This is a genomic window from Streptococcus oralis, assembly GCF_003942875.1.
Classification (GTDB): Bacteria; Bacillota; Bacilli; order Lactobacillales; family Streptococcaceae; genus Streptococcus; species Streptococcus oralis_BX.
This window is the reverse complement of record NZ_RMVK01000004.1, coordinates 203,257-225,764: the sequence shown is the minus strand read 5'-3', so window position 1 is coordinate 225,764 and position 22,508 is coordinate 203,257. Positions and strand designations below refer to the sequence as shown.

20 protein-coding genes are annotated in these 22,508 nt (G+C 41.6%); all 20 read right to left on the bottom strand.

Going from position 1 to position 22,508, the window contains the following annotated elements:
* Positions 1–11: 11 nt before the first annotated feature.
* Entirely contained in the window at positions 12–371 is a 360-nt protein-coding gene (locus D8844_RS06010) for a YbaN family protein (protein WP_001220350.1), read from the bottom strand.
* A gap of 107 nt (positions 372–478) precedes the next feature.
* The gene (topA, locus tag D8844_RS06005; RefSeq protein WP_125422618.1) at positions 479–2,566 is read right to left on the bottom strand and encodes a type I DNA topoisomerase; all 2,088 of its coding nucleotides are present in this window, start codon (positions 2,564–2,566) and stop codon (positions 479–481) included.
* A gap of 117 nt (positions 2,567–2,683) precedes the next feature.
* The gene (gene dprA, locus D8844_RS06000) at positions 2,684–3,532 is read right to left on the bottom strand and encodes a DNA-processing protein DprA (protein ID WP_125422615.1); all 849 of its coding nucleotides are present in this window, start codon (positions 3,530–3,532) and stop codon (positions 2,684–2,686) included.
* Between the two features lie 82 nt (positions 3,533–3,614).
* Positions 3,615–4,238 (bottom strand): hypothetical protein, encoded by a 624-nt coding sequence (locus D8844_RS05995; RefSeq protein ID WP_125422612.1) that lies wholly within the window; start codon positions 4,236–4,238, stop codon positions 3,615–3,617.
* A 144-nt stretch (positions 4,239–4,382) separates the two neighbouring features.
* On the bottom strand, positions 4,383–6,206 hold the full coding sequence (gene lepA, locus D8844_RS05990; protein WP_001047158.1) for a translation elongation factor 4: 1,824 nt from the start codon (positions 6,204–6,206) through the stop codon (positions 4,383–4,385).
* 78 nt (positions 6,207–6,284) lie between these two features.
* Entirely contained in the window at positions 6,285–7,013 is a 729-nt protein-coding gene (locus D8844_RS05985) for a metallophosphoesterase family protein (RefSeq protein ID WP_125422609.1), read from the bottom strand.
* Positions 7,014–8,681, bottom strand: coding sequence for a DNA repair protein RecN (recN, locus tag D8844_RS05980; protein WP_125422606.1), 1,668 nt, complete (start codon positions 8,679–8,681; stop codon positions 7,014–7,016). It lies immediately after the preceding gene.
* Between the two features lie 6 nt (positions 8,682–8,687).
* Positions 8,688–9,119, bottom strand: coding sequence for an arginine repressor (locus D8844_RS05975; protein WP_125422603.1), 432 nt, complete (start codon positions 9,117–9,119; stop codon positions 8,688–8,690).
* A complete protein-coding gene (locus D8844_RS05970) occupies positions 9,112–9,927 on the bottom strand; it encodes a TlyA family RNA methyltransferase (RefSeq protein WP_125422601.1) in 816 nt (271 codons plus the stop codon). Before D8844_RS05970 ends, D8844_RS05975 begins: the two co-directional genes overlap by 8 nt.
* Positions 9,920–10,795 (bottom strand): polyprenyl synthetase family protein, encoded by an 876-nt coding sequence (locus D8844_RS05965; protein ID WP_125422598.1) that lies wholly within the window; start codon positions 10,793–10,795, stop codon positions 9,920–9,922. Before D8844_RS05965 ends, D8844_RS05970 begins: the two co-directional genes overlap by 8 nt.
* Entirely contained in the window at positions 10,792–11,004 is a 213-nt protein-coding gene (locus D8844_RS05960; RefSeq protein WP_000043226.1) for an exodeoxyribonuclease VII small subunit, read from the bottom strand. Before D8844_RS05960 ends, D8844_RS05965 begins: the two co-directional genes overlap by 4 nt.
* A complete protein-coding gene (gene xseA, locus D8844_RS05955) occupies positions 10,982–12,322 on the bottom strand; it encodes an exodeoxyribonuclease VII large subunit (RefSeq protein ID WP_125422595.1) in 1,341 nt (446 codons plus the stop codon). Before xseA ends, D8844_RS05960 begins: the two co-directional genes overlap by 23 nt.
* 128 nt (positions 12,323–12,450) lie before the next feature.
* Positions 12,451–13,089, bottom strand: a complete 639-nt coding sequence (gene udk / locus D8844_RS05950) for a uridine kinase (protein ID WP_001181376.1) — start codon at positions 13,087–13,089, stop codon at positions 12,451–12,453.
* A gap of 111 nt (positions 13,090–13,200) precedes the next feature.
* A complete protein-coding gene (truB, locus tag D8844_RS05945; RefSeq protein WP_125422683.1) occupies positions 13,201–14,079 on the bottom strand; it encodes a tRNA pseudouridine(55) synthase TruB in 879 nt (292 codons plus the stop codon).
* 28 nt (positions 14,080–14,107) lie between these two features.
* Positions 14,108–15,355: a glutamyl-tRNA amidotransferase gene (locus D8844_RS05940; RefSeq protein ID WP_125422592.1), complete on the bottom strand. Its 1,248-nt coding sequence runs from the start codon at positions 15,353–15,355 to the stop codon at positions 14,108–14,110.
* A gap of 25 nt (positions 15,356–15,380) precedes the next feature.
* Complete coding sequence (locus D8844_RS05935) at positions 15,381–16,655, bottom strand: DUF2130 domain-containing protein (RefSeq protein ID WP_125422589.1); 1,275 nt, start codon at positions 16,653–16,655, stop codon at positions 15,381–15,383.
* A gap of 94 nt (positions 16,656–16,749) precedes the next feature.
* On the bottom strand, positions 16,750–18,030 hold the full coding sequence (locus tag D8844_RS05930; protein WP_125422679.1) for an O-acetylhomoserine aminocarboxypropyltransferase/cysteine synthase family protein: 1,281 nt from the start codon (positions 18,028–18,030) through the stop codon (positions 16,750–16,752).
* 150 nt (positions 18,031–18,180) lie between these two features.
* A complete protein-coding gene (locus tag D8844_RS05925; protein ID WP_000254790.1) occupies positions 18,181–18,978 on the bottom strand; it encodes a formate/nitrite transporter family protein in 798 nt (265 codons plus the stop codon).
* 199 nt (positions 18,979–19,177) lie between these two features.
* Positions 19,178–19,933, bottom strand: coding sequence for a class A sortase (locus D8844_RS05920; RefSeq protein WP_000018508.1), 756 nt, complete (start codon positions 19,931–19,933; stop codon positions 19,178–19,180).
* Positions 19,933–22,401, bottom strand: coding sequence for a DNA gyrase subunit A (gene gyrA / locus D8844_RS05915; RefSeq protein ID WP_001154049.1), 2,469 nt, complete (start codon positions 22,399–22,401; stop codon positions 19,933–19,935). Before gyrA ends, D8844_RS05920 begins: the two co-directional genes overlap by 1 nt.
* Between the last annotated feature and the right edge of the window lie 107 nt (positions 22,402–22,508).

Here is a 22,508-nt window from a genome sequence, read left to right as displayed (position 1 = left end):
ACTATTTTTATCTATTCTTTGTCAGGAATGACTTTAAAGAGATAGTAGGTAATAAAGATAGTCAGGGCTCCCAGACCGATTTTGACTGGTAAAAGAGGGGCAAAATAAATAGAAATCCCCATCAAGATATAGATAGATACGATAATTTTTTTCTTTCGTTCACGCGCGATTGACTTGGTTTCCCGAAAGTCCGCTACATAAGTCTGATAAAGCTTTGTATGATAAAGCCAGTCTTCAAAACGCTTAGAAGATTTTGAAAAGCAAGCAATAGCTAACAAAAGAAAGGGGGTTGTTGGTAAAAGCGGTAGGACAACTCCAATAACAGCTAAAGCCAGTGAAATAAAGCCAATACAGAGATAAATGATACGCATGATTTCTCCTAGATAAATTACTCTTCCTCTAGTTTCGCACACAAGGGGGAAATTTGTCAAGCATCAACAAAAAAAGAGCCTGAAATTCATTTTCAGGACTCTGCATTTTATTTAATTTTTTCCTCTTCGTAGTCGCCATTACTACATACAACCTGCTTACCACCACCACGGACCTTTTTCTCCACAAGGAAGTGTCCGCATTTTGGACAATCACGTCCAATTGGTTTGTCCCAGGAAGTAAATTCACATTCTGGGTAACGATTGCAACCATAGAAGATACGATTGCGTTTGGTTTTGCGTTCAATGATTTGTCCTTGATGGCAGCTTGGACACTCGACACCAATCTCTTTGACAATCGCTTGTGTATGACGGCAGTCTGGAAAATTACTACAAGCATAGAATTTACCAAAACGACCGAGCTTAATCACCATTGGATTACCACAAACTTCACAGTCAAATCCAGCTGGCTCATCCTTGATCTGGATTTTTTCCATTTCGGATTCAGCCTTGGCCACTTCTTTAGAGAATGGTTTATAAAATTCATCAATGACCCGTTGCCACTGCTCTTTTCCAACCTCGACATCATCTAGTTTTCCTTCCATCTCAGCTGTGAAGGTAACGTTTACGATATCTGGGAAATATTCAACAATGAGTTTATTGACAATTTCTCCCAACTCTGTTGGTTCAAAACGTTTAGCTGCCAGACGAACGTAGTAACGTTTTTGGATGGTTTCAATGGTCGGAGCGTAGGTTGACGGACGTCCAACTCCATTTTCTTCCAAGGTCTTGATAAGAGTCGCTTCCGAATAGCGAGCTGGCGGTTGAGTGAAATGTTGTTCTGGCTTGCTATTGACCTGCTTGACCACATCTCCAACAGCCATATCTGGCAACATCTTGTTCTTGTCAGAGTCGTTGTAGATAGCAAGATAACCATCAAACTTAACTTGGCTTCCATTTGCCGCAAACTGAACCCCATTTTGAGAAAGCTTAACAGCCATGGTATCAAAGATAGCGCCTGTCATCTGGCTAGCCACAAAACGGTTCCAGATAAGAGTATAGAGCTTGAGCTGGTCTTTGTCCAAATACTTAGCGATGCTTTCTGGTGTGTTAAAGACACTAGATGGGCGAATGGCTTCGTGGGCATCCTGAGCACCTGAGGCATTCTTGACCTTGCTACCATGCTTGGAATACTTGCTACCAAAGCGGTCGTTAATATAGCTTGCTGCTTCGTTCTGAGCCACAGGACTGATACGAGTCGAGTCTGTACGCATATAGGTAATCAAACCTTGCACACCTGATCCGATATTGATCCCTTCATAAAGCTGCTGAGCCACCATCATAGTCTTTCGAGTACGGAAATTGATTTTGTTAGCAGCATCCATCTGCATGGTTGAAGTCGTATAAGGTAGTGGCGCATTGCGTTTGCGTTCTTTCTTATCCACCTGGTCTACTTTGAAATCTTTGCTAGTCAAATGGGACAAGACTTCTTTGACTTCTTCATTGGTGGTCAATTTCATCTTTTTGCCATTCATACCATAGAAAGAAGCCTGAAATTGCTTGGTTCCCTTCTTAAAGACACCATCAATTGTCCAGTATTCTTCCGGTTGGAAGGCATTGATTTCATTTTCACGGTCAATAATTAGCTTAAGGGCAACAGACTGCACGCGTCCAGCTGATAAGCCCTTCTTGACCTTTTTCCACAAAATAGGCGAAATCGAATACCCTACCAAGCGGTCTAAGACTCGACGAGCTTGTTGGGCGTCGACCAAGTCCATATCAATCTTGCGAGGTTCTTTAAAGGCATTTTTTACTGCGTCTTTGGTGATTTCATTAAAGACTACACGGTTGGCATCATTCTCATCCAAGTTGAGAATGTGAGCCAAATGCCAGGAAATTGCTTCTCCTTCACGGTCCGGGTCACTCGCCAGAAAGACTTTATTGGCCTTTTTAGCTTCTTTTTTTAAGTCATTGATGAGAGGACCTTTTCCTCGGATATTAATATACTGTGGTTCATAGTTATTTTCAATGTCGACTGACATACTGGATTTTTTCAAATCACGGATATGCCCGACACTGGCTAAAACCTTATAATTTCTGCCTAGATATTTCTCAATCGTTTTCGCCTTAGCAGGCGACTCCACGATGACTAGATTTTTTTTAACTGTTGATTTTTTCTTCTTTGTTGCCGTAGCCACACTATCACACCTTTTCAAAGTAATAAACTTTATAAAGTGTAAACCATTTTTCTATAGCTGTCAAGACCTAAATCCTATATATAGAAGAAAAGTTTATCTAAGTGAACAAATTTCTCCTTAAAATTCAAACTCAGCAAGTACATCTTGACCGCTGGAAATCAGCTTTGCTCCCTCTTGAATCAGGTGGTGACAGCCATCTGAATGGCCATCTAGAATGTTTCCTGGAATGGCAAAAACATCGCGTCCTTCTTCCATAGCTCGCTCACAGGTAATAAGACTACCAGAACGCATCCTTGCCTCTGCAACGATCACACCACGGCAAAGGCCAGCAATGATGCGATTACGAGCTGGAAAGTGAAATTTCAAGGCTTCCTCACCAGGTCCGTACTCGCTAAGTACCAAATGGTGATTACCAATGTGTTCCTGCAAACGTTTATTGGCTCGGGGATAAAAAACATCCAATCCTGTTCCAATCACAGCAATCGTTCTTCCTCCATTCTGGAGTGCAGCCATATGGGCAGCCGTATCAATCCCTTTGGCTAAACCACTGACCACGATTAACTCGTTTTCCAAACCTTGAATGACTTTCTGAACCGACTTTGCTCCCTGACTCGAACATGAACGACTCCCCACAACAGCAACCTTTGGAAACTTCAACAAGTCCAGATTTCCTTTATAAAACAAGAGCACTGGAGCATCATAAATCTCACTCAGATCCCAAGGATAACAGTCATCAAGAATCGAGAAGGATGGGAATTTTTGGAACTCCTTCTCCAACTGTGCATCATCTATCTGGAAATAGCGTTCCATAAAGACAGCAGGATTACGGCATCCCGATATTTCTGCAATGTCACCTAGCAAGAGCTCCTGATCTACAGTCTCGTCATATTCAAGGACAGTTAGAATCTGTTGATTGGTCAAGCCAGCTTTTCTCAATTTGTAAATCTCATAGTTTGTGATTTTCATATACAACTCCATTTCTTTTTCTACTCATCTATCTATTCGTAAAAAAAAATAAAAAGAAGACCAAGGATCTTCTTTTTTTCATTTATTCAGATTTAGTAGTTGACCAGCTACTTTCAACCATCGGTAAGATTGTTTTTAAAGCTTCCCCATCCCCTTCAAGTGAAACATAGCGGATTTTACCATCATTTGATCGGAAGACCCAGGTAACGAGGTATTTTCCTGACTTAGCAATTGCATTGACAACATAGGCTTCATAACCTCCAATGGTCGATTTGGAGCCCCAGACCTTACTAAAATCAGAGCTTTGTTCTTTGGAAGTTAAAATACTAGATGAGACTGTCACAACATCCAGTTTAGCATATTCTTCTTCGCTGATATTGAACTGAACAGCCTTGAAGGTATTCAGCGTAACAATGTTGATATCTGTTCCATCACTATACTGTATATCATTTCCACCTTCTACTTCATGGAATCGAACCCATGATTTGGGTACCTTGACAAATCCATATTCATTCGAACCGATGATTTGCGTCTCTTCCTTTTTCGCTTCAGAAACAGCAGAACTAGTGCTACTCGTTTCCTGACCGCTTGAAGAACTAACAACCGCAGTCGAACTTTCTTCGGTTGCTGTTTGCGATTTATTGGAGCATGAAGCTAGAAAAACACTAACAGTAACTACAGTACCTAAAATTAATAATTTTTTCATCTTACCACCTTTCCATCTGCATTATAAGAAAAATAAGGACTTCTGTCAAATTCTAACCTAATCGATTCTGTTAGTTTCCGATTTTATAGCTCTCATTTAAAGCAAAAACTCTTGAAAAATCTTCAAGAGTTTTATTTTTTATTTCTATTCTTCATCCATGCTTAAGACGCTAAGGAAGGCTTCTTGTGGGACTTCTACTGATCCAATGGCTTTCATGCGTTTCTTACCAGCTTTTTGTTTTTCAAGGAGTTTGCGTTTACGAGAAACGTCACCACCATAACATTTGGCAAGTACGTTCTTACGAAGAGCCTTGATATCAGTACGAGCCACGATTTTGTGCCCAATAGCTGCTTGGATTGGTACCTCAAATTGTTGACGAGGGATGATTTTCTTGAGCTTATCAACAATGAGTTTCCCACGTTCGTAGGCAAAGTCCTTGTGAACGATAAAGCTGAGGGCATCGACCTTATCACCATTGAGAAGGATATCCATTTTGACTAGCTTAGACGGACGATACTCTGACAATTCGTAGTCAAAACTTGCATAACCACGCGTCGAAGACTTGAGCTTATCAAAGAAGTCAAAGACAATTTCAGCAAGCGGAATTTGATAGATAACATTGACACGATTATCATCAATATAGTCCATGGTCACAAAGTCCCCACGCTTACGCTGAGCTAGTTCCATAACCGCTCCGACAAACTCCTGCGGTACCATGATTTGCGCCTTGACATACGGTTCTTCAATGGTCGCGATCTTAGTCGGATCTGGAAATTCAGAGGGGTTAGACACATCCATAGACTCACCGTCAGTTTGGTTAACCTTGTAAATAACAGACGGAGCTGTCATGATAAGGTCAATATTGAACTCACGCTCCAAACGTTCCTGGATAACATCCATATGGAGAAGTCCAAGGAATCCACAACGGAAACCAAATCCAAGGGCCTGAGATGTTTCTGGTTCAAACTGCAGGCTGGCATCGTTGAGCTGCAACTTTTCAAGGGCTTCACGAAGGTCATTGTACTTGTTTGATTCGATTGGATAAAGACCCGCAAAGACCATAGGATTCATCTGCTTGTATCCATCTAGCGGTTCTGCGGCAGGATTGCTTGCTAGGGTCACTGTATCACCAACACGCGTATCTTGAACCGTCTTGATGGAAGCCGCAATATAACCAACATCACCAGTCGCAAGGAAATCACGACCAACTGCTTTCGGTGTGAAAATTCCCACCTCAGTCACATCAAAGGTCTTGCCATTGCTCATGAGCTGAATCTTATCGCCAGGTTTGACAACTCCATCCATGACACGCACTTGAAGGATAACCCCTCGATAAGCATCGTAAACGGAGTCGAAAATCAATGCTTTGAGTGGCGCCGTTACATCACCAGTTGGTGCGGGAACTTTCTCTACGATTTGCTCAAGAATTTCTTCAATTCCAATACCAGCTTTTGCTGAAGCCAGGACCGCTTCGCTGGCATCTAGTCCAATGACATCCTCAATCTCTGTACGCACACGCTCTGGATCAGCTGCTGGAAGGTCAATCTTGTTAATGACGGGCAAGATTTCCAAATCATTGTCCAAGGCTAGATAAACGTTAGCAAGAGTTTGCGCCTCAATCCCTTGGGCCGCATCAACCACCAAAATCGCTCCTTCACAGGCAGCTAGCGAACGCGACACTTCATAGGTAAAGTCCACGTGCCCTGGCGTGTCAATCAAGTGGAAAATATAGGTCTCACCATCTTTCGCAGTGTAATTAAGCTCAATGGCATTGAGTTTAATGGTAATTCCACGTTCACGCTCAAGATCCATACTATCCAGAAGTTGGGCTTGCATTTCACGACTAGAAACCGTCTCCGTCTTTTCCAAAATGCGGTCTGCTAGGGTTGATTTCCCATGGTCAATATGGGCGATAATAGAGAAGTTCCGAATCTTCTCCTGTCGTTTTTTCAAATCTTCTAAGTTCATGATACTCTTCCTTTCAGGGTATCTATTAATTATAAATTGTTTTTAACATTTTGACAAGACCATACCCTGCTAGGAGTACTAATCTTCGGCAATAAAGCCATCATTTTCGATAAAGTGGTGTTCTGTCATTCCTTGGTCTGTAAAGACGATCCCATGAAGGACACCACCATAGACAGCTCCTCCATCCATGCCAATCTTGCCATCCTCTGTTATCCAAAGCTCAGCTGTACCTCGGTCTTGCTTCAGTAAGCCATAAACTGGTGTATGCCCAAAGACAATGGTTTTCCCAGTATGATTTTCGGCTTCGTGGAATGGCTTTCTGAGCCAGACTTTCTTGTAATCTGTTGTTTCATGCCAATCATCCAAGGTCAAGTCAATACCCGCATGAACAAAGATATACTTGTCTGTCTCTACTACAAATGGCATTTGACGAATAAATTCGACCAAGTCTGCTGCTTCAGTCGCAACGCGCTTGGCATCTTCTACGCCATCAACTGGTGCATCCAAGGGACGACCTAGGATTGAGTTAATAGTTGTATCTCCACCATTGCGACGATAATGGTCATAGCTTTCTTCTGGATCATCGAGCCAAGTCAGAAACATATACTCATGGTTTCCTGATAGACAGATAGCTCCATGATTGTCGACCAAATCCTTGACCATTTCTAGAACACGGCGACTGTCTTCACCACGGTCAATCAAATCCCCTAGAAAGAGCAACTGAGTTTGACCATCCCAGGTTTTGAGCAGATCTTCTAACATACCTGCTTTCCCGTGAACATCTCCAATTACATAATAGTCTGTCATTTATTTCATCCTCGTTTGCAATAATTCTCTGGCTTGGGTAAGGGCAGCTTCGGTTACATTTTCCCCAGCCAACATCTTAGCTACTTCCTCTACTCGTTCTTCAAGGGTAAGCAAACGAACTGTGGAAACAGTTGAATGCTCATCGCTAATCTTCTCAATAAAGAATTGATAATCCGCGATCGCAATTACTTGAGGTAAGTGAGAGATTGCTAAGACTTGGCCATGCTGACCAATCTTATGAATCTTTTGCGCAATGGCCTGGGCTACACGACCTGAAACTCCAGTATCCACCTCATCAAAGACAATACTGGTCTTTCCTTCCTTACGAGAAAAGGCTGACTTGATAGCTAGCATGAGACGGGATAATTCCCCACCAGACGCAACCTTAACCAAAGGCTTAAAGTCTTCACCAGGGTTGGTGGAAATGTAAAATTCGACCATTTCATTCCCCTCACGACTAAATTTGCCCTTGCTGAAGCGAACCTGGAACTGTGCCTTCTCCATATAGAGGTCCTGAAGTTCTTGCTTAATCTCGGCTTCGAGTTGCTGGGCCAAGTCATGACGAGCTGATGCAAGTTGCCCTGCCAAATCGACAAGATTAACTTCCAATTTCTTGAGCTCTGCTTCCATATCTTCGGAAGAAAGGTTATTTCCAGTCAAGAGATTGTACTCATCCGTAATCTTGGCAAAATAAAGCAAAACGTCGTCCACAGTTCCACCATACTTGCGGGTAATAGTATTCAGAAGATCTAGGCGATTTTCAACCTGCATGAGGCGATTGCCATCAAAATCCAAGTCCTCAATAATATCTTCTAAACGCTTGGTAATATCTTCTAAAACATAGTAGGTATCTGATAGAGAACTTGAAATTTCACGGTATTCAGGATCGTATTCTTCAACACTTTCCATGTCATTCATGGCTGAACGGACATTAGCAAGACTGGAGAATTCCTCATTGTCCAACATACTGTAGGCATTGGTTAGCGTATCTGCAATATTCTTATGATTGAGGAGTTTATCTCGTTCTTGGTTGAGAGCCAAGTCTTCACTAGCCTGCAAGTTCGCTGCCTCAATCTCTGCCATTTGAAATTCCAACATCTCAATACGAGCCTTATGTTCCTGCTGGTTTTTCTTGACTTCTAGAACCTGCTTACGCTTTTTGCGATAGGCATCAAAGCTCGTCTGATAGGTCTCCTTCAGCTCCAAGAAAGCTACATCACCAAACTCATCCAACATCTGGATGTGAAGCTGTGGACGCATTAACTCCTCTTGGTCATGCTGACCATGGATATCCACAAGGTGTTGCCCAATAGCACGCAAAACAGAAAGATTGACCATCTGGCCATTCACGCGACTAACACTACGACCATTTTGCAAAATTTCACGCCGGATGATAATTTCATCACCCATTTCCAAACCTTGATCTTCAAAAAGTTCCTGTAAAAGGCGACTATTTTCAACCGAGAAAAGCCCCTCAATCTCTGCCTTTGGCGCACCTTGACGAATAACGTCTGTTGTTGCACGAGCCCCCAACATGAGATTCATAGCGTCGATAATGATAGACTTTCCAGCACCCGTTTCCCCGGTCAAAACAGTCATACCCTTTTCAAAATTGAGCGAAATCGCCTCAATAATGGCAAAGTTTTTTATCGAAATTTCAAGTAACATACTGACCTACCATTTTTTGACTTGTTCAACAATTTCTTCAGCTGCCTCTGCTGTTCTAGCTACAATTAAGATAGAATCATCATCAGCTAGACAGCTAAAAATCTGTTCAGAAAATGCTGCAACCAACTGACTCTTCACAAAAATAGTATTTCCAGGAATGACAGCAAGGTTGATCATATTTCCCATTAACTCAGAACTCACAATATTGTCCTCAGCCAACTGCAAACTTTTGACGACTGATTTTGGCAACTCATAGATATATGTGTTGTTCTTCAAAGGAATTTTAACAATCCCAAGTTCCTTGATGTCTCTTGAGACAGTGGCTTGCGTAGCAGAAATACCTTCTTCCTTCAAATGCTCAACGATTTCTTCCTGAGTCCCGATTTGATAATCCGTAACAAATCTTCTAATTTTTTCAAGTCTCTCTTTTTTATTCATCTTTAAATTCTCTATGTGCTCTCTCTACAACTTTTTCTATTTTGGGGGCAACTTGATTGCTTGCTCCCTCTTCCTTTTTCAAATATGCCAGAAATTCGATGTTTCCATGTCCTCCTTGGATTGGTGAATAGTCTAATCCAACCACTGAAAAACCTTGTTCAACCGCCATAGCAGTGACAGATTCAAGGACAGTTTGATGAACCTTGGCATCTCGAATGATTCCATTTTTCCCTATTTGCTCACGACCTGCTTCAAACTGAGGCTTAACAAGTGCTACCACCTGCCCTTGATCTGCCAAGACACGGTGCAAGGCTGGTAAGATCAGACTGAGGGAAATGAAACTCACATCAATACTGGCAAAGCTTGGTTCCTGCTCAAAATCAGTCTTTTCAGCATAACGAAAATTAAACTGCTCCATGCTGACAACTCGTGGGTCTTGGCGCAATTTCCAAGCCAACTGATTGGTACCGACATCGACTGCAAAGACCAACTCAGCACCATTTTGCAACATGACGTCAGTAAATCCTCCAGTGGAGGCCCCAATATCAATCGTTGTCGCTCCCTCCACTGACAAATCAAATACCTGCAAGGCCTTCTCCAGTTTTAGACCACCACGACTGACATACTTGAGTTTTTCACCTTTGAGTTTTAGCTCAGTGTCATCTGGGATTTTTTCTCCTGGTTTATCAAAGCGTTCTCCATTAAGAACTGCTACGACTAGTCCAGCCATGACGCCGCGCTTGGCCTGTTCTCGCGTTTCAAACAAGCCCTGTTTATAAGCTAGTACATCCACTCTTTCCTTAGCCATTGATTCTCAAACTTTCTACTACTTTCACAATCGATTCTGTTTCAAAGGGAACCTGCTGGGCAATTTCTTCTAATTTAGCCTTGGCTTGATCCAGAGTTTGGTTACAAAAGGCAGTCGCCTCCTCCAAGCCTAACAAGGCTGGGTAGGTCGACTTTTCTGCCTGTAAATCCTTTTGCGGAGTCTTGCCGATTTCCTCAAAACTAGCTGTTACATCCAGCACATCATCTCTGACTTGAAAGGCCAGTCCGATTAATTCACCAACCGTTTTCAGTTTTGCTTGGATTTCAGGCGCTAATTCTGCTATGATAGCGGCGGCTTGGAAAGGATAGGCTAGTAATTTTCCAGTCTTATTGGCATGAATGGTCTGGAGTTCTTCCAAGGACAAATGCTGGTGTTCGCCTTCCATATCTAAAACCTGCCCTGCAACCATGCCTAGACTTCCTGAAGCAAGGGATAAGTTGACAATCAAGTCCACCTTGATCTGACTTGGCAAATCTGCCTGCGCTATCAAGGCATAGGGATCTAAGAACAAAGCATCTCCTGCCAATATTGCCATCGCTTCGCCAAATTTCTTATGATTGGTCAACCGACCACGACGGTAATCATCATCATCCATGGCAGGAAGATCATCGTGAATCAAGCTCCCTGTATGAATCATTTCCAAGGCCGCGGCTACTTGAGCATGTGCTGGTTGGATAACTACTTGCAAGGCTTCCAGAACCTCTAGCAAGAGAAAAGGCCGAATTCTCTTACCACCAGCATGAATGGAATAGAGAACAGCTTCTCGTAAACTAGAAGCAAACTGCTGGTCTCCATAAAAATTTTCCAAAGCCGACTCGACAAGAGCTAATTTTTCTTGCTTCTTCATTCGAAATCACTTTCTGTTCCGTCTTCTTGCATGACCTTGACCAAGGTCTTTTCAGCCTTGTCCAGCGTCGCTTGGAGCTCTTTTGACAAGACCATGCCCTTTTGAAAGGCCGCAATCGCATCTTCCAGAGCGATTTCACCATTTTCTAAACTTTGGACAATGGTCTCCAGTTCTGCTAGATTTTCTTCAAATTTCTTTTGTTTTGACATCTTTAACCTCTAATTCTACCTGACCATCTCGCATCAAAAGCGTCACTTGGTCTTTTTTCTTCAACTTCTCAACCGAATCCACAACTGACTCTTCTTTTTTGACAATTGCATAGCCACGCGCAACTATTCGACTGGTATCCAACATCAGTAGAGCTTCTGAAAGTCTCTTGACTTCAGCAACCTTGGCATCATAAACCAGCGCCATTTGGCTACGTAGGAGCTTGCCCAACTGACCTAAACGGTCTTGATAACGCTGGATTTTGGTTATAGGTGATAATTGGACTAGTTGATGCATCCTTGCTTGGACTAGCTGTTTATTATCAGAAATCCGTGTTCGCAAACTTTGTTTTAATCGCAGTTGTAGTTGATCTAACCGTTGCAAATATCCATCGTACAAGCGCTCTGGCTGTCTAAAGATGACTGACTGACTGCATTTTTTCAGAGCTTCTTGTTTCTTAGATAGGACATTTCGGACTGCTGTTGCCATTCGTTTTTCTTGATTTTGTAAATGGCTCAAGAGATCCAACTTGGTCACAGGCGTTGCCAATTCAGCCGCAGCTGTTGGCGTCGCAGCACGACGATCCGCTACAAAATCCGCCAAGGTCACATCTGTCTCATGCCCAACACTAGAAATAACTGGCAAACGAGATTCAAAAATGGCTCGTACCACAATTTCTTCGTTAAAGGCCCAGAGATCCTCGATGGAACCCCCACCACGACCAATGATGAGAACATCTAGGTCCTCACGTTGATTGGCGCGCGCAATATTTCGAGCAATTTCCTCCGCAGCTCCATCACCTTGCACCTTGGTCGGATAGAGAAGAATGTCAACACCTGGAAAGCGTCTGCTGACGGTCGTGATAATATCTCGAATAACAGCTCCACTGCGACTGGTTACCACACCGATTCGCTTAGCAAACTGGGGAAGAGGTTGCTTGAATCTCTCTTGAAATAGACCTTCTTCCGTCAATTTTTTCTTAAGTTGTTCAAACTGAATCGCGAGCGCCCCAACCCCATCAGGCTCAGCCTTTTCAATGATGATAGAGTAGCTCCCACTGGGTTCATAAACCTGCACACGCCCAATTACATTGATCTTCATACCTTCTTCCAGGTCGAAACCTAATTTCTGATAGATCCCTGACCAGATGGTCGCTTGAATAACTGCATGGTCATCCTTTAGGGAGAAATATTGGTGAGTAGGTCGTTTACGAAAGTTGGAAACTTGACCAGTTAAATAGACCCGTTCCAAGTAAGGGTCTTTATCGAATTTCATTTTCAGATACTTGGTCAAAGTTGTTACCGATAAATACTTTTCCATCTCCACCTACTATTCATTTTCTTGCTTTTCCATGGGTATTATTATACCAAAAACATGCTTAAAAATCACCTTTTTCCTACTGAAACTAAAGGAAAAATAGAAAAAGGAGGCTAGGCCTCCTCATCTGATTATTTGCTGTTTCGCGCTTCTTCCAAAATCTTTGCAATCTTAGTGGTCAAAAGGTCGATAGCAACTGTATTGCTGACTCCCTCAGGAATGACGATATCAGCATAACGCTTGGTCGGCTCGATAAACTGGTGGTACATAGGTTTGACCACACCCAAATACTGATCAATAACGCTATCCAGACTACGTCCACGCTCCTCCATATCTCGCTTGATACGACGAATAATGCGCACATCATCATCTGTATCCACAAAAATCTTGATATCCATCAAATCGCGCAGGCGCTTATCCTCCAAGACCAGAATCCCCTCAACGATAAAGACATCCTGAGGCTCCTGACGATAGGTCTTGCTACTCCGCGTATGCTCTGTATAGTCATAAGTTGGAATGTCTACTGGGCGCCCTGCCAACAATTCCTTAATCTGCTCGATCATCAAGTCTGTATCAAAGGCAAAAGGATGGTCGTAGTTGGTTTTGACGCGCTCTTCAAAGGTCAAGTGAGACTGATCCTTGTAGTACGAATCATGCTCAATCATGGAAATCTTTTCATCAGGAAAATGCGATAAAATGGCTCTTGAAACACTGGTCTTACCACCACCAGAACCACCTGTCACTCCGATAATGATTGGTCTATTTTGCATGCTATCCTCCGTTTTTTTATCCGTCGTCTATTCTATCACATTTTTTGCAAAATTTATAGTCTGATTTGGATAGTCTAGGGGAAACAAATCCATCCCCACACTCCAGTTAGACTAGCCAAAAACCTTTCTTGGTTTGTAGAAATTGTCCCTTTTTTCTAAAATGGCAAGCAATTTATCACCTTCAAAAGCAGCCACTTCTTGTTCTGTTTGGTCTAACTCGATAAAACGACCAAAGCGCACTTCTGTAGCTTGTTCTGGAGTTAGGAAAACTTTGACAAGGTCCCCTGTACCAATCTCTAGAGGATGGAGAAAGTCCAGTTGGCCAGCCTCCGCTTTTGCAGCAATTTCGTCCAAGGTAAGAGCATCCTCCAGTTGTAAACCTGCTGCACTCGTCCGAGTCAAATGGGACATATGGGCCGCATAACCCAGCTTCTCTCCCAAATCAACTGACAAAGTACGGATATAAGTCCCCTTACTACATTTCACACGAAATGTAAAACGTGCAAGGTGATCCTCATAAGAAATCGGACTTGTTCGTTCAAATTGATAAATGGTCACCTGACGTTCTGGACGTTCCACTTCCTGACCAGCACGCGCATACTCATAGAGCTTACGACCATTGACCTTGACAGCCGAATACATAGGAGGAATCTGGGTAATAGGCCCAGTCAAACTAGCGATTGCTTCATCGACAAGCTTTTCATCCAAGGGCGATAAAACAGGGGTCTCTGCGACCACTTCTCCACTGGCATCCTCAGTAGTCGTGGAATAGCCGAGAGTGATTTCCCCCTCATAGACCTTGCCCTCGTCCTGCATAAACTCGACCATGCGGGTCGCCTTGCCAACCGCAATCGGCAAAACACCCACCACATCCGGATCTAAGGTTCCACCATGACCAATTTTCTTGGTTCCCAAAATCTTACGCAGTTTAAAAACCGCATCATGCGAGGTCATCCCCGCTTCTTTTTTTAAGTTGATAATACCGTTCATGTGTTGCTTTCTAATTTCCCTTTCACTTCTATTCCCCATTGTTTAAATCAATTTTTTTAATATCATATAAATCCTCAGAGTAAAATAGTTTACCCGACTCAATTGGTAAAATATATTCAAAATTATCATCATTTTCAAGCCGCTTATACTTTCCATTAACAACCGAAAAGGAGTCAGTATTTATGTTGTAATATCCATCTGGAAAGCTTGAAAAATCAATATCTCCTATTTCCAATAGGTTGCTTTTGCTAAGTGTCAAATGCAAGCAAAGTGCTCCCTCCTTCATAAAGTCCTTAACAGAAAGAGTCGCATATCCTCTAAAAGCTTGTTTTTCTTTACTGAATGAATTTTGATTCTGAAAAGCCTTTTCTTTTATTAAAGGAGTTATCCTATATGAATTTGACATTTTAAAACCAGGGCTAGCTAACGGCTGTTCTTTATCATCAATAACTACTAAATCATAGCCTTTCTTTTGTATTGCACTTTCTACAGCAGATTTAAAATCATTCAGAACTGTCTGCTCTTCTTGGCTTGATACAGAAAGCTTCAAGAATTCTTTAAGACCATAATTCTCATTAATGAAACTGACCTCTGTTAATTTTTGATGAATGTACTTAGCACCTACTTGAATCGTTATCCCATTATCCGATACATCAAAAATACTAATATCTGAAACGTTACTTTCTATTTTTACGCTTTTAAGAGCGACATCATAATTCATTCCCCTAGAAGAATAAAACTCTTTTAATTGTTGAACTTTAGCATTATTTCTAAAGTGGATTTGAATTCTACTTCCTACAAATGGAGAAAAAATACCAATCAAAAATAGAATAAGTAACTTGCGAATTATTTTTGGATTGTAGTCTTCCTTTTGATAAATCCAATCTAAATATGGAAATAGAAATAATGAAAAAATGAAACTCCAAAGGTCAATATCTTTTATAAAGTCAAAGGAAACGATCATTTTAAATCTTAGCAAAAATATCAGAAAAATTGCTAAAAAAATATTTCCAACCAATAGGAATGCAATGATGCGTTCCGATTCATTTTTTGCTTTTCGCACATAAGATATACCCACCAGAAGATTAGCCAAAAAACTAATTCCATAACCGAATATAGTTGGAATCAATCCAAAAATAGCAAATAATAAATTATATCTTGAGTCAGTATCACCTACGCCTTCAATATTTAAAAGACCATATAGGAGATTAAGAAAAAATACAACTAGTGGCAAATATGCAATATAGATATCCGAAAATTTCAAAGTTTTTTTCATAGGAACTCCTGTTTTTAAGGCAATCTCACTCCCCCTTCAGCGCTTCAAATTTCGCTTTCATGGTTGGATTTTTCCGGGTCAATTTTTTAACCGAAACATCTTCCAACTTGTTATTAGCGAGGCGGAGTTGGTTTTCAGATGTGGTTAGGAACTTTTTGACTTCCTCCATCCGTTTGATGGCCTTGTCAATTTCATCAATAGCTTTACCAAAGTTGGTCGAAGCTGAGTTGTAGTTCTTGGCAAAAGCTACTTTGAAGGCATCCAAGTCTTCTTCAAAATGTGTAATATCGATATTTTGCTCGCGAACCAAGGCCAACTCTTGCTTGTATTTAAGGGAATTAAGCGCTGCATTACGCAAGAGTCCAATCAACTGGATAAAGAACTGAGGACGGACCACATACATCTTTTCATACTCGTGACTGACGTCAACAATTCCAGTGTTAAAGTAGTCATTATCTGCCTCAAGCATGGTCACTAAAACTGCATATTCACAATTTTTCTCCCGACGGTCCTTGTCCAATTCCTTATAAAAATCTGCATTCTTATGCTTCTTTTCTGTGCCGTCCGCTTCATTTTTCATTTCAAACATGATGGAAATAATTTCCACTCCATTTTCATCACATTCACGGAAGATAAAGTCTCCCTTAGATCCACGCGCAGAGACCTTGTTATCCTTCTCAAAGTAGGCATTTGGAAAAGCAAAACTACGAACCTTGTTAAACTCACTCTCTGCATACTGTTCCAAACTTTCACCAATCGCTTTTGTGGATTGTTGGGCTTTGAAATTCTTGTAAAATTCGACTTGCTCACTAGCTGCCTTAAGCTGAGCTTCGTAATTTTGCTTAACAGAAGCCAAAGATAACTCATTTTCCTTTTCTTGCAAGAGGAGCTGATTTTTGACTTGATCGCGTTCTTTTTCTATGTCAGAAAGGGTCTTTTGCAGTTGATTTTCATGCTCCAAACGCAAGGTAGCCAGTTGGTTTTCCAAGGCAAGTACTTCCTTGTCCTTAGCCAATAAAGCCTCATGGCTTGTCTGTTCAACTTCTTTCTTGGCCAATTCCTTCTCTGTATCAAACTTTTGGATTTGACTCTGCAGTTGCGCAATTTCTTGGTCTTTTTGAGCCAGTTTAGTCTGTTGCTCATTCATAGCCTTCTGCTCAGCCAAGGCCAGCTCCTGCTTCATTCGCTCGTGTAATTCCTTATCAAACTCGGCAGTTCTCACTTGGGATAAAAGTTCGGCATACTGACTTTCATTTACTGTAAAGACTTCCCCACAGTTGGGACATTTGATTTCGTTCATAACTTTCCTCTTTCTAGACTTCTGTAACCATTATATCATGCCTGAGGGAAAATCAAAAACAGTGAGTCGGAACCCACTGTTTATATCTGTTACTTTAAATTTTTTCCAAGGCCAAACGCAAATCTTCAATCAAATCCTCTACATTTTCAAGACCGATCGACAAGCGGATTTGGTTTGGTGTTACACCTGCTGCTTCTAGATCTTTTTCTGACAACTGACCGTGAGTGGTTGTCGCAGGATGGACAACAAGAGATTTTGCATCTGCCACGTTTGCAAGGTCAGAGAAGATTTCCAAATTATCAATAACCTTGCGAGCTTCTGCCTCTCCGCCTTTAACATGGAAGGTAAAGATTGAACCAACACCTTTTGGCAAATATTTCTCAGCCAAGTCATGGTAAGGACTGTCAGCAAGTTTTGGATAATTTACCTTCTCTACCTTAGGATGGTTGACAAGGAAATCAACAATTTTCTCAGCATTTTGCACATGGCGTTCGACACGAAGAGATAGCGTTTCAAGCCCTTGGAGCAAGAGAAAGGCATTAAATGGTGACAAGGCAGCACCTGTATCACGGAGCAATTGAACACGAACAGCGATAATAAAGGCTGCTGCACCCACATCACGAGTATAGCTCAAGTTATGGTAACTTGGGTCTTCCTCAACAAATTGAGGGAAGTTCCCTGAAGCCTTCCAGTCAAAACGACCACTATCGACAATCACTCCTCCAATAGTCGTACCATGTCCACCGATAAACTTAGTTGCTGAGTGAATGGCAATATCTACACCGTGAGAGAAGACGTTAATCAAATATGGTGTGGCAAAAGTGTTGTCCGAAACGAGAGGAATCTGGTGTTTATGCGCAATCTCAGCCAATTTTTCTAAGTCAGGAATGTTAATCAAGGGATTCCCCAAGGTTTCAATCAAGACAAGCTTGGTATTGTCATTGATAGCTGCTTCCACTTCTTCCAAATTATCCACATCCACAAAGGTAGTTGTGATCCCATAACGAGGAAGGGTTTCCTTCAAGAGGTTGAAGGTCCCACCGTAAATAGTTGACGCAGCCACCACATGGTCACCTGCGTGAGCAAGCGCCAAAATAGTGTAGGTTACAGCAGCCATACCTGATGCTGTCGCTAGTGCCCCAACACCACCTTCAAGAGCAGCTATTCTTTCTTCAAATGCCGCTGTTGTAGGGTTGGTAATACGAGTATAAATGTTCCCTGGTTTTCTCAAGGCAAACAAATCGGCACCTTCTTGCGTGTCATCAAAAACGAAGGATGTTGTTTGATAAATCGGTACTGCACGAGACTTAGTTGCTGGATCAACTACTTGCCCAGCATGTAATTGTAGAGTTTCAAATTTAAAATCACGAGTCATAAGACGACCTCCAAATAGCTTCATTAGGGATATTGTATCATCTTGGGCTAGTCTTTTCCAATACCGTTTTTCTATATTTTGATATAAGGAACAACTATGACTAGTCTTACGTCTCAAACAAAAAAGCACGATTCACTCGTGCTCATTTCTTTAATCGACATAAGTATCTTCGTTTTTATTGAGGAAGGCGTATGGTAAGCCCATCAAGAGACCTCCTCCGATAAAGTTCCCGATAAAGGTTACACCCCAGTGACGAAGAATATTAGGTATGTCAAAGTTAGCAATTGAATCTGCTGCAACACTAAACTTAACAATCGCAAAAGAAGCAAAGTTCGCAGCAATGTGTTCGTTTGTTAAGAATACAAACATGTAAATTGCTGACAAAACAAGCCAAAGTTTGGCTCCACCGTCTTTCACCAAAACAAATGAAAGAATAGCAATGTTTACAAAGATATTGGCTAAAATACCTTCAAGCAAGACTAGCTCATTGGAACGGCCTAACTTCATCTCTACAACCCCTGAAATGAAGCTATCATGTGTTAGATTTGCATAGGCTGCCGAATGAGCAAAGCCCCAACCTGCTATCAAAGCTCCGATGAGATTGAAGAAGGTACAGTAAAGCAAAATCTCAGCTGTTTTTCTCCAAGAGATTTTTTTCAAGAAACTACCAGCTGTCAAAAACATCATATTTGAAGTTACCAGCTCAGCATTCAAGAAAACAATGTAGGCCAATCCCCAAGCAAAAACGAATGGGAAGAGGAAGCGACCACTGCCTGGTGCGATTTTATTTATCAAGTCAGCACCAACTGCACCTGCAGCCGTACTAAATGTCATAAAAGCACCTGCAAACATGGAACGAATCGCATACTTAAACTTGCTTTGGCTATAAAGACTTTCTTTCTTCTTGCAAGCAAATTCAATCTTTGAAATAAATTCTGAAGAGACCATAAAAAAACTCCTAAACTTTTATTTGTGATAATTATAACATAATTCTTGTTTTCTAGAAAGCGTTTTCCGTAAATTTCTAAAATATTTATCTTAAAAATCTTTATCCTAAGCCTTCTTATCCTTTTTCATAAGAACTATTTTGATTCTATTTTGTTAACATAAAAACCAGTGAAATAGCACTTCACTGGTTCATTCATTCTTAATAACGTTGTCTATACGGTTGATTAAAGGCCTTCAAAATATCCTCAGAAGTCTCAGAATAAGCTTTTGATTCTTTAAAGATTCCTTTGACGATTATACGCTCGGTCGCATTATAATCAACACAGGTAACCAAAGTAATCTCTTTTACGCCATCACGATCTTCGATTTCATCTACACGGTCAGGTGTAACACGTTTAACTTCTGTAATCTCATAAGTATAAACTTTATCCTTATCGGTCAGGTAAATTTTCATACCTGCTTTGGCATTGACCAAAGGCGAGAAGAGCATTTGACTGGCATTTTCAGCAGTAAAGATATGGTGACTGGCTAGAGAATAGTTTCCTTCCCCCATTTTTTGGTCTGGTTTCATGGTCCCTGCTCCGTAGAACAGGTTTACATTATCCAACCCTTTGAAAATAGGGAGGTTAATCTCCACCTCAGGAATAGCGATACCTCCAATAACAGGAAGTTTCTGAGCATCCCATTGTGAAGCCAATACAGCTTCAGATGAAATAGACTTAACAGAGTCAAAATCAAAATTTCCCTCGGATTTTAGGTTTTCATCTATATTTTCCTTAGTGACTTGATTGACTTGGTATTTATTGGTATTCCATACCAAAAAGATATCGCGAATCTTTGAATTAAAAATCAAGGCTAAGGAAAGAAGAATTAAGAAACCCGCTAAAATATTGATAAATAGATTTCTGCGCTTATTTTTCTTACTCTTTTTATTTTTCGTTTTTTTATGAGACATTATGCTTCACCTTCTGTTTCAATTTCAGTCCCAACTTCTTCTTTTTCTGCCGCAGCAACCGTTGTAAAGGTTACAATCTTAGCATCCTGATCTAGACGCATCACCTTAACTCCCATAGTTGAGCGTCCCGTTTGTGAAATATTGGCAACATTTGTACGGATCATGACACCTGTATCTGTGATAATCATCAAGTCTTCATCTCCTTTAACAGTAAGGAGACCTGCCAGAGGACCATTCTTCTCAGCAACATTGGCAGTCTTCATCCCTTTACCACCACGGCCTTTAGTAGGATATTCAGTAGCAAGTGTACGTTTACCATATCCTTTTTCAGTGATGATAAGAACTTCGTCTTGGTTTGTAATCACGCTAGCACCAACTACTGTGTCACCCTCACGAAGATTGACTCCTCGGACACCTGTAGCGATACGGCTCATGCCACGAACAGCTGATTGATTAAAGCGAACAGCATAACCAAACTTGGTACCAATGATAATATCCGTATCTTCTTCTGTCAGCAAGACATTAATCAATTCGTCTTCATCCTTGAGATTCAAGGCTTTAAGTCCATTTTGACGAATATTAGCGAACTCTTTAACACTGGTTCTCTTCACAATACCGTGACGAGTTGTAAAGAAGAGATAGGCGTCATCACTACGTTCAGACTCAACGTTGATGATGGTCTGAATACTCTCACCTTCGTCCAACTTCAAAAGATTGACAACTGGCAAGCCCTTAGCGGTACGACCGTATTCAGGAATTTCATAACCTTTCAGTCGATATACGCGTCCTTTATTGGTAAAGAAGAGCAAATGATCATGGGTACTGGTTGAAACCAACTCACGCACAAAGTCATCATCCTTAACCCCCGTACCTTGAACTCCACGGCCACCACGTTTTTGAGCAGTAAACTCACCTTGGTCCAAACGTTTGATATAGCCCTTGTTAGATAGGGTAATCAAGACATCCGTTTCTTCAATCAAATCTTCATCTTCAAGAGTTAAGACTTCTCCGATCATCAACTCCGTACGACGCTTGTCACCAAACTTGCGTTTGACTTCGTCCAATTCCTCTTTGATGATTTGCGCCACGCGCTCAGGTTTGGCAAGAATATCAGCCAAATCTGCAATCAAGGCAATTAATTCATCATATTCAGACTGAATCTTATCACGTTCCAATCCTGTCAAACGACGAAGACGCATATCAAGGATAGCTTGACTTTGACGTTCAGAAAGCTTGAACTTGCTCATCAACTCAGCTTGCGCTTCCGCATCTGTTTCACTGGCACGAATGATACGAATCACTTCGTCGATATGGTCAAGTGCAATTAAAAGACCTTCTAAGATGTGCGCACGCGCTTCTGCTTTTTCCTTGTCAAAACGAGTACGGCGAACAACCACTTCTTTTTGGTGCTCGATATAAGCATCCAAAATTTGACGAAGGGACAAGATTTTTGGCACGCCATTTTGAATCGCCAACATGTTGAAACCAAAATTGGTTTGCATCTGGGTCATCTTGAAGAGGTTGTTAAGGATAACGTTGGCAGACGCGTCGCGTTTAACCTCGATTACAAAGCGAACGCCTTCACGGTTGGACTCATCACGTACGGCTGTAATGCCCTCAATTCGTTTTTCCTGAACCAAGCGAACAATATGCTCATGCACCTTGGTTTTATTAACCATATAAGGGAATTCCGTTACAACGATGCGCTCCCGACCCGTCTTAGTGGTTTCAATCTCTGTACGAGAACGAAGGACAATGGAACCTTTACCAGTCTCATAAGCCTTATGAATACCTGATTTCCCCATGACAAGAGCGCCAGTCGGAAAATCTGGACCAGGCAAGACTTCCATCAAGTCCTTAGTCGTCACTTCAGGATTATCCATAACCAACTTCACTGCATCAATGGTTTCACCCAAGTTGTGAGGTGGAATATTGGTTGCCATCCCAACAGCGATACCCGTTGCTCCATTGACCAAAAGGTTTGGAAAACGAGCTGGCAAAACCAAGGGTTCACGTTCGTTAGCATCGTAGTTGTCTACGAAATCAACGGTGTTTTTATTGATATCACGAAGCATTTCAAGAGCAATCTTGCTCATACGTGCCTCAGTGTACCGCTGCGCGGCAGCACCGTCCCCGTCCATAGAACCAAAGTTTCCATGCCCATCAACAAGCATGTAACGGTAGCTCCACCACTGGGCCATACGAACCATAGCTTCATAGATAGAGGAATCTCCGTGTGGGTGGTATTTACCCATAACATCCCCTGTAATACGGGCTGACTTTTTATGAGGTTTGTCTGGTGTAACACCTAGTTCATTCATTCCGTATAGAATACGACGGTGAACAGGTTTTAAGCCATCTCGAACATCAGGAAGGGCCCGCGCAACGATAACGCTCATGGCGTAGTCGATAAAGCTGGTCTTCATCTCCTTTGTCAGATTGACATTCACTAAATTTCTATCCTGCATTCATAAATGCCTCATTTCACTATTAGTAATTAGATATATTATACCATAATTTGTCCTTCATTTCAGTCTTTGAAAACCACTAAAACGTTTACATCAATAACCGAATA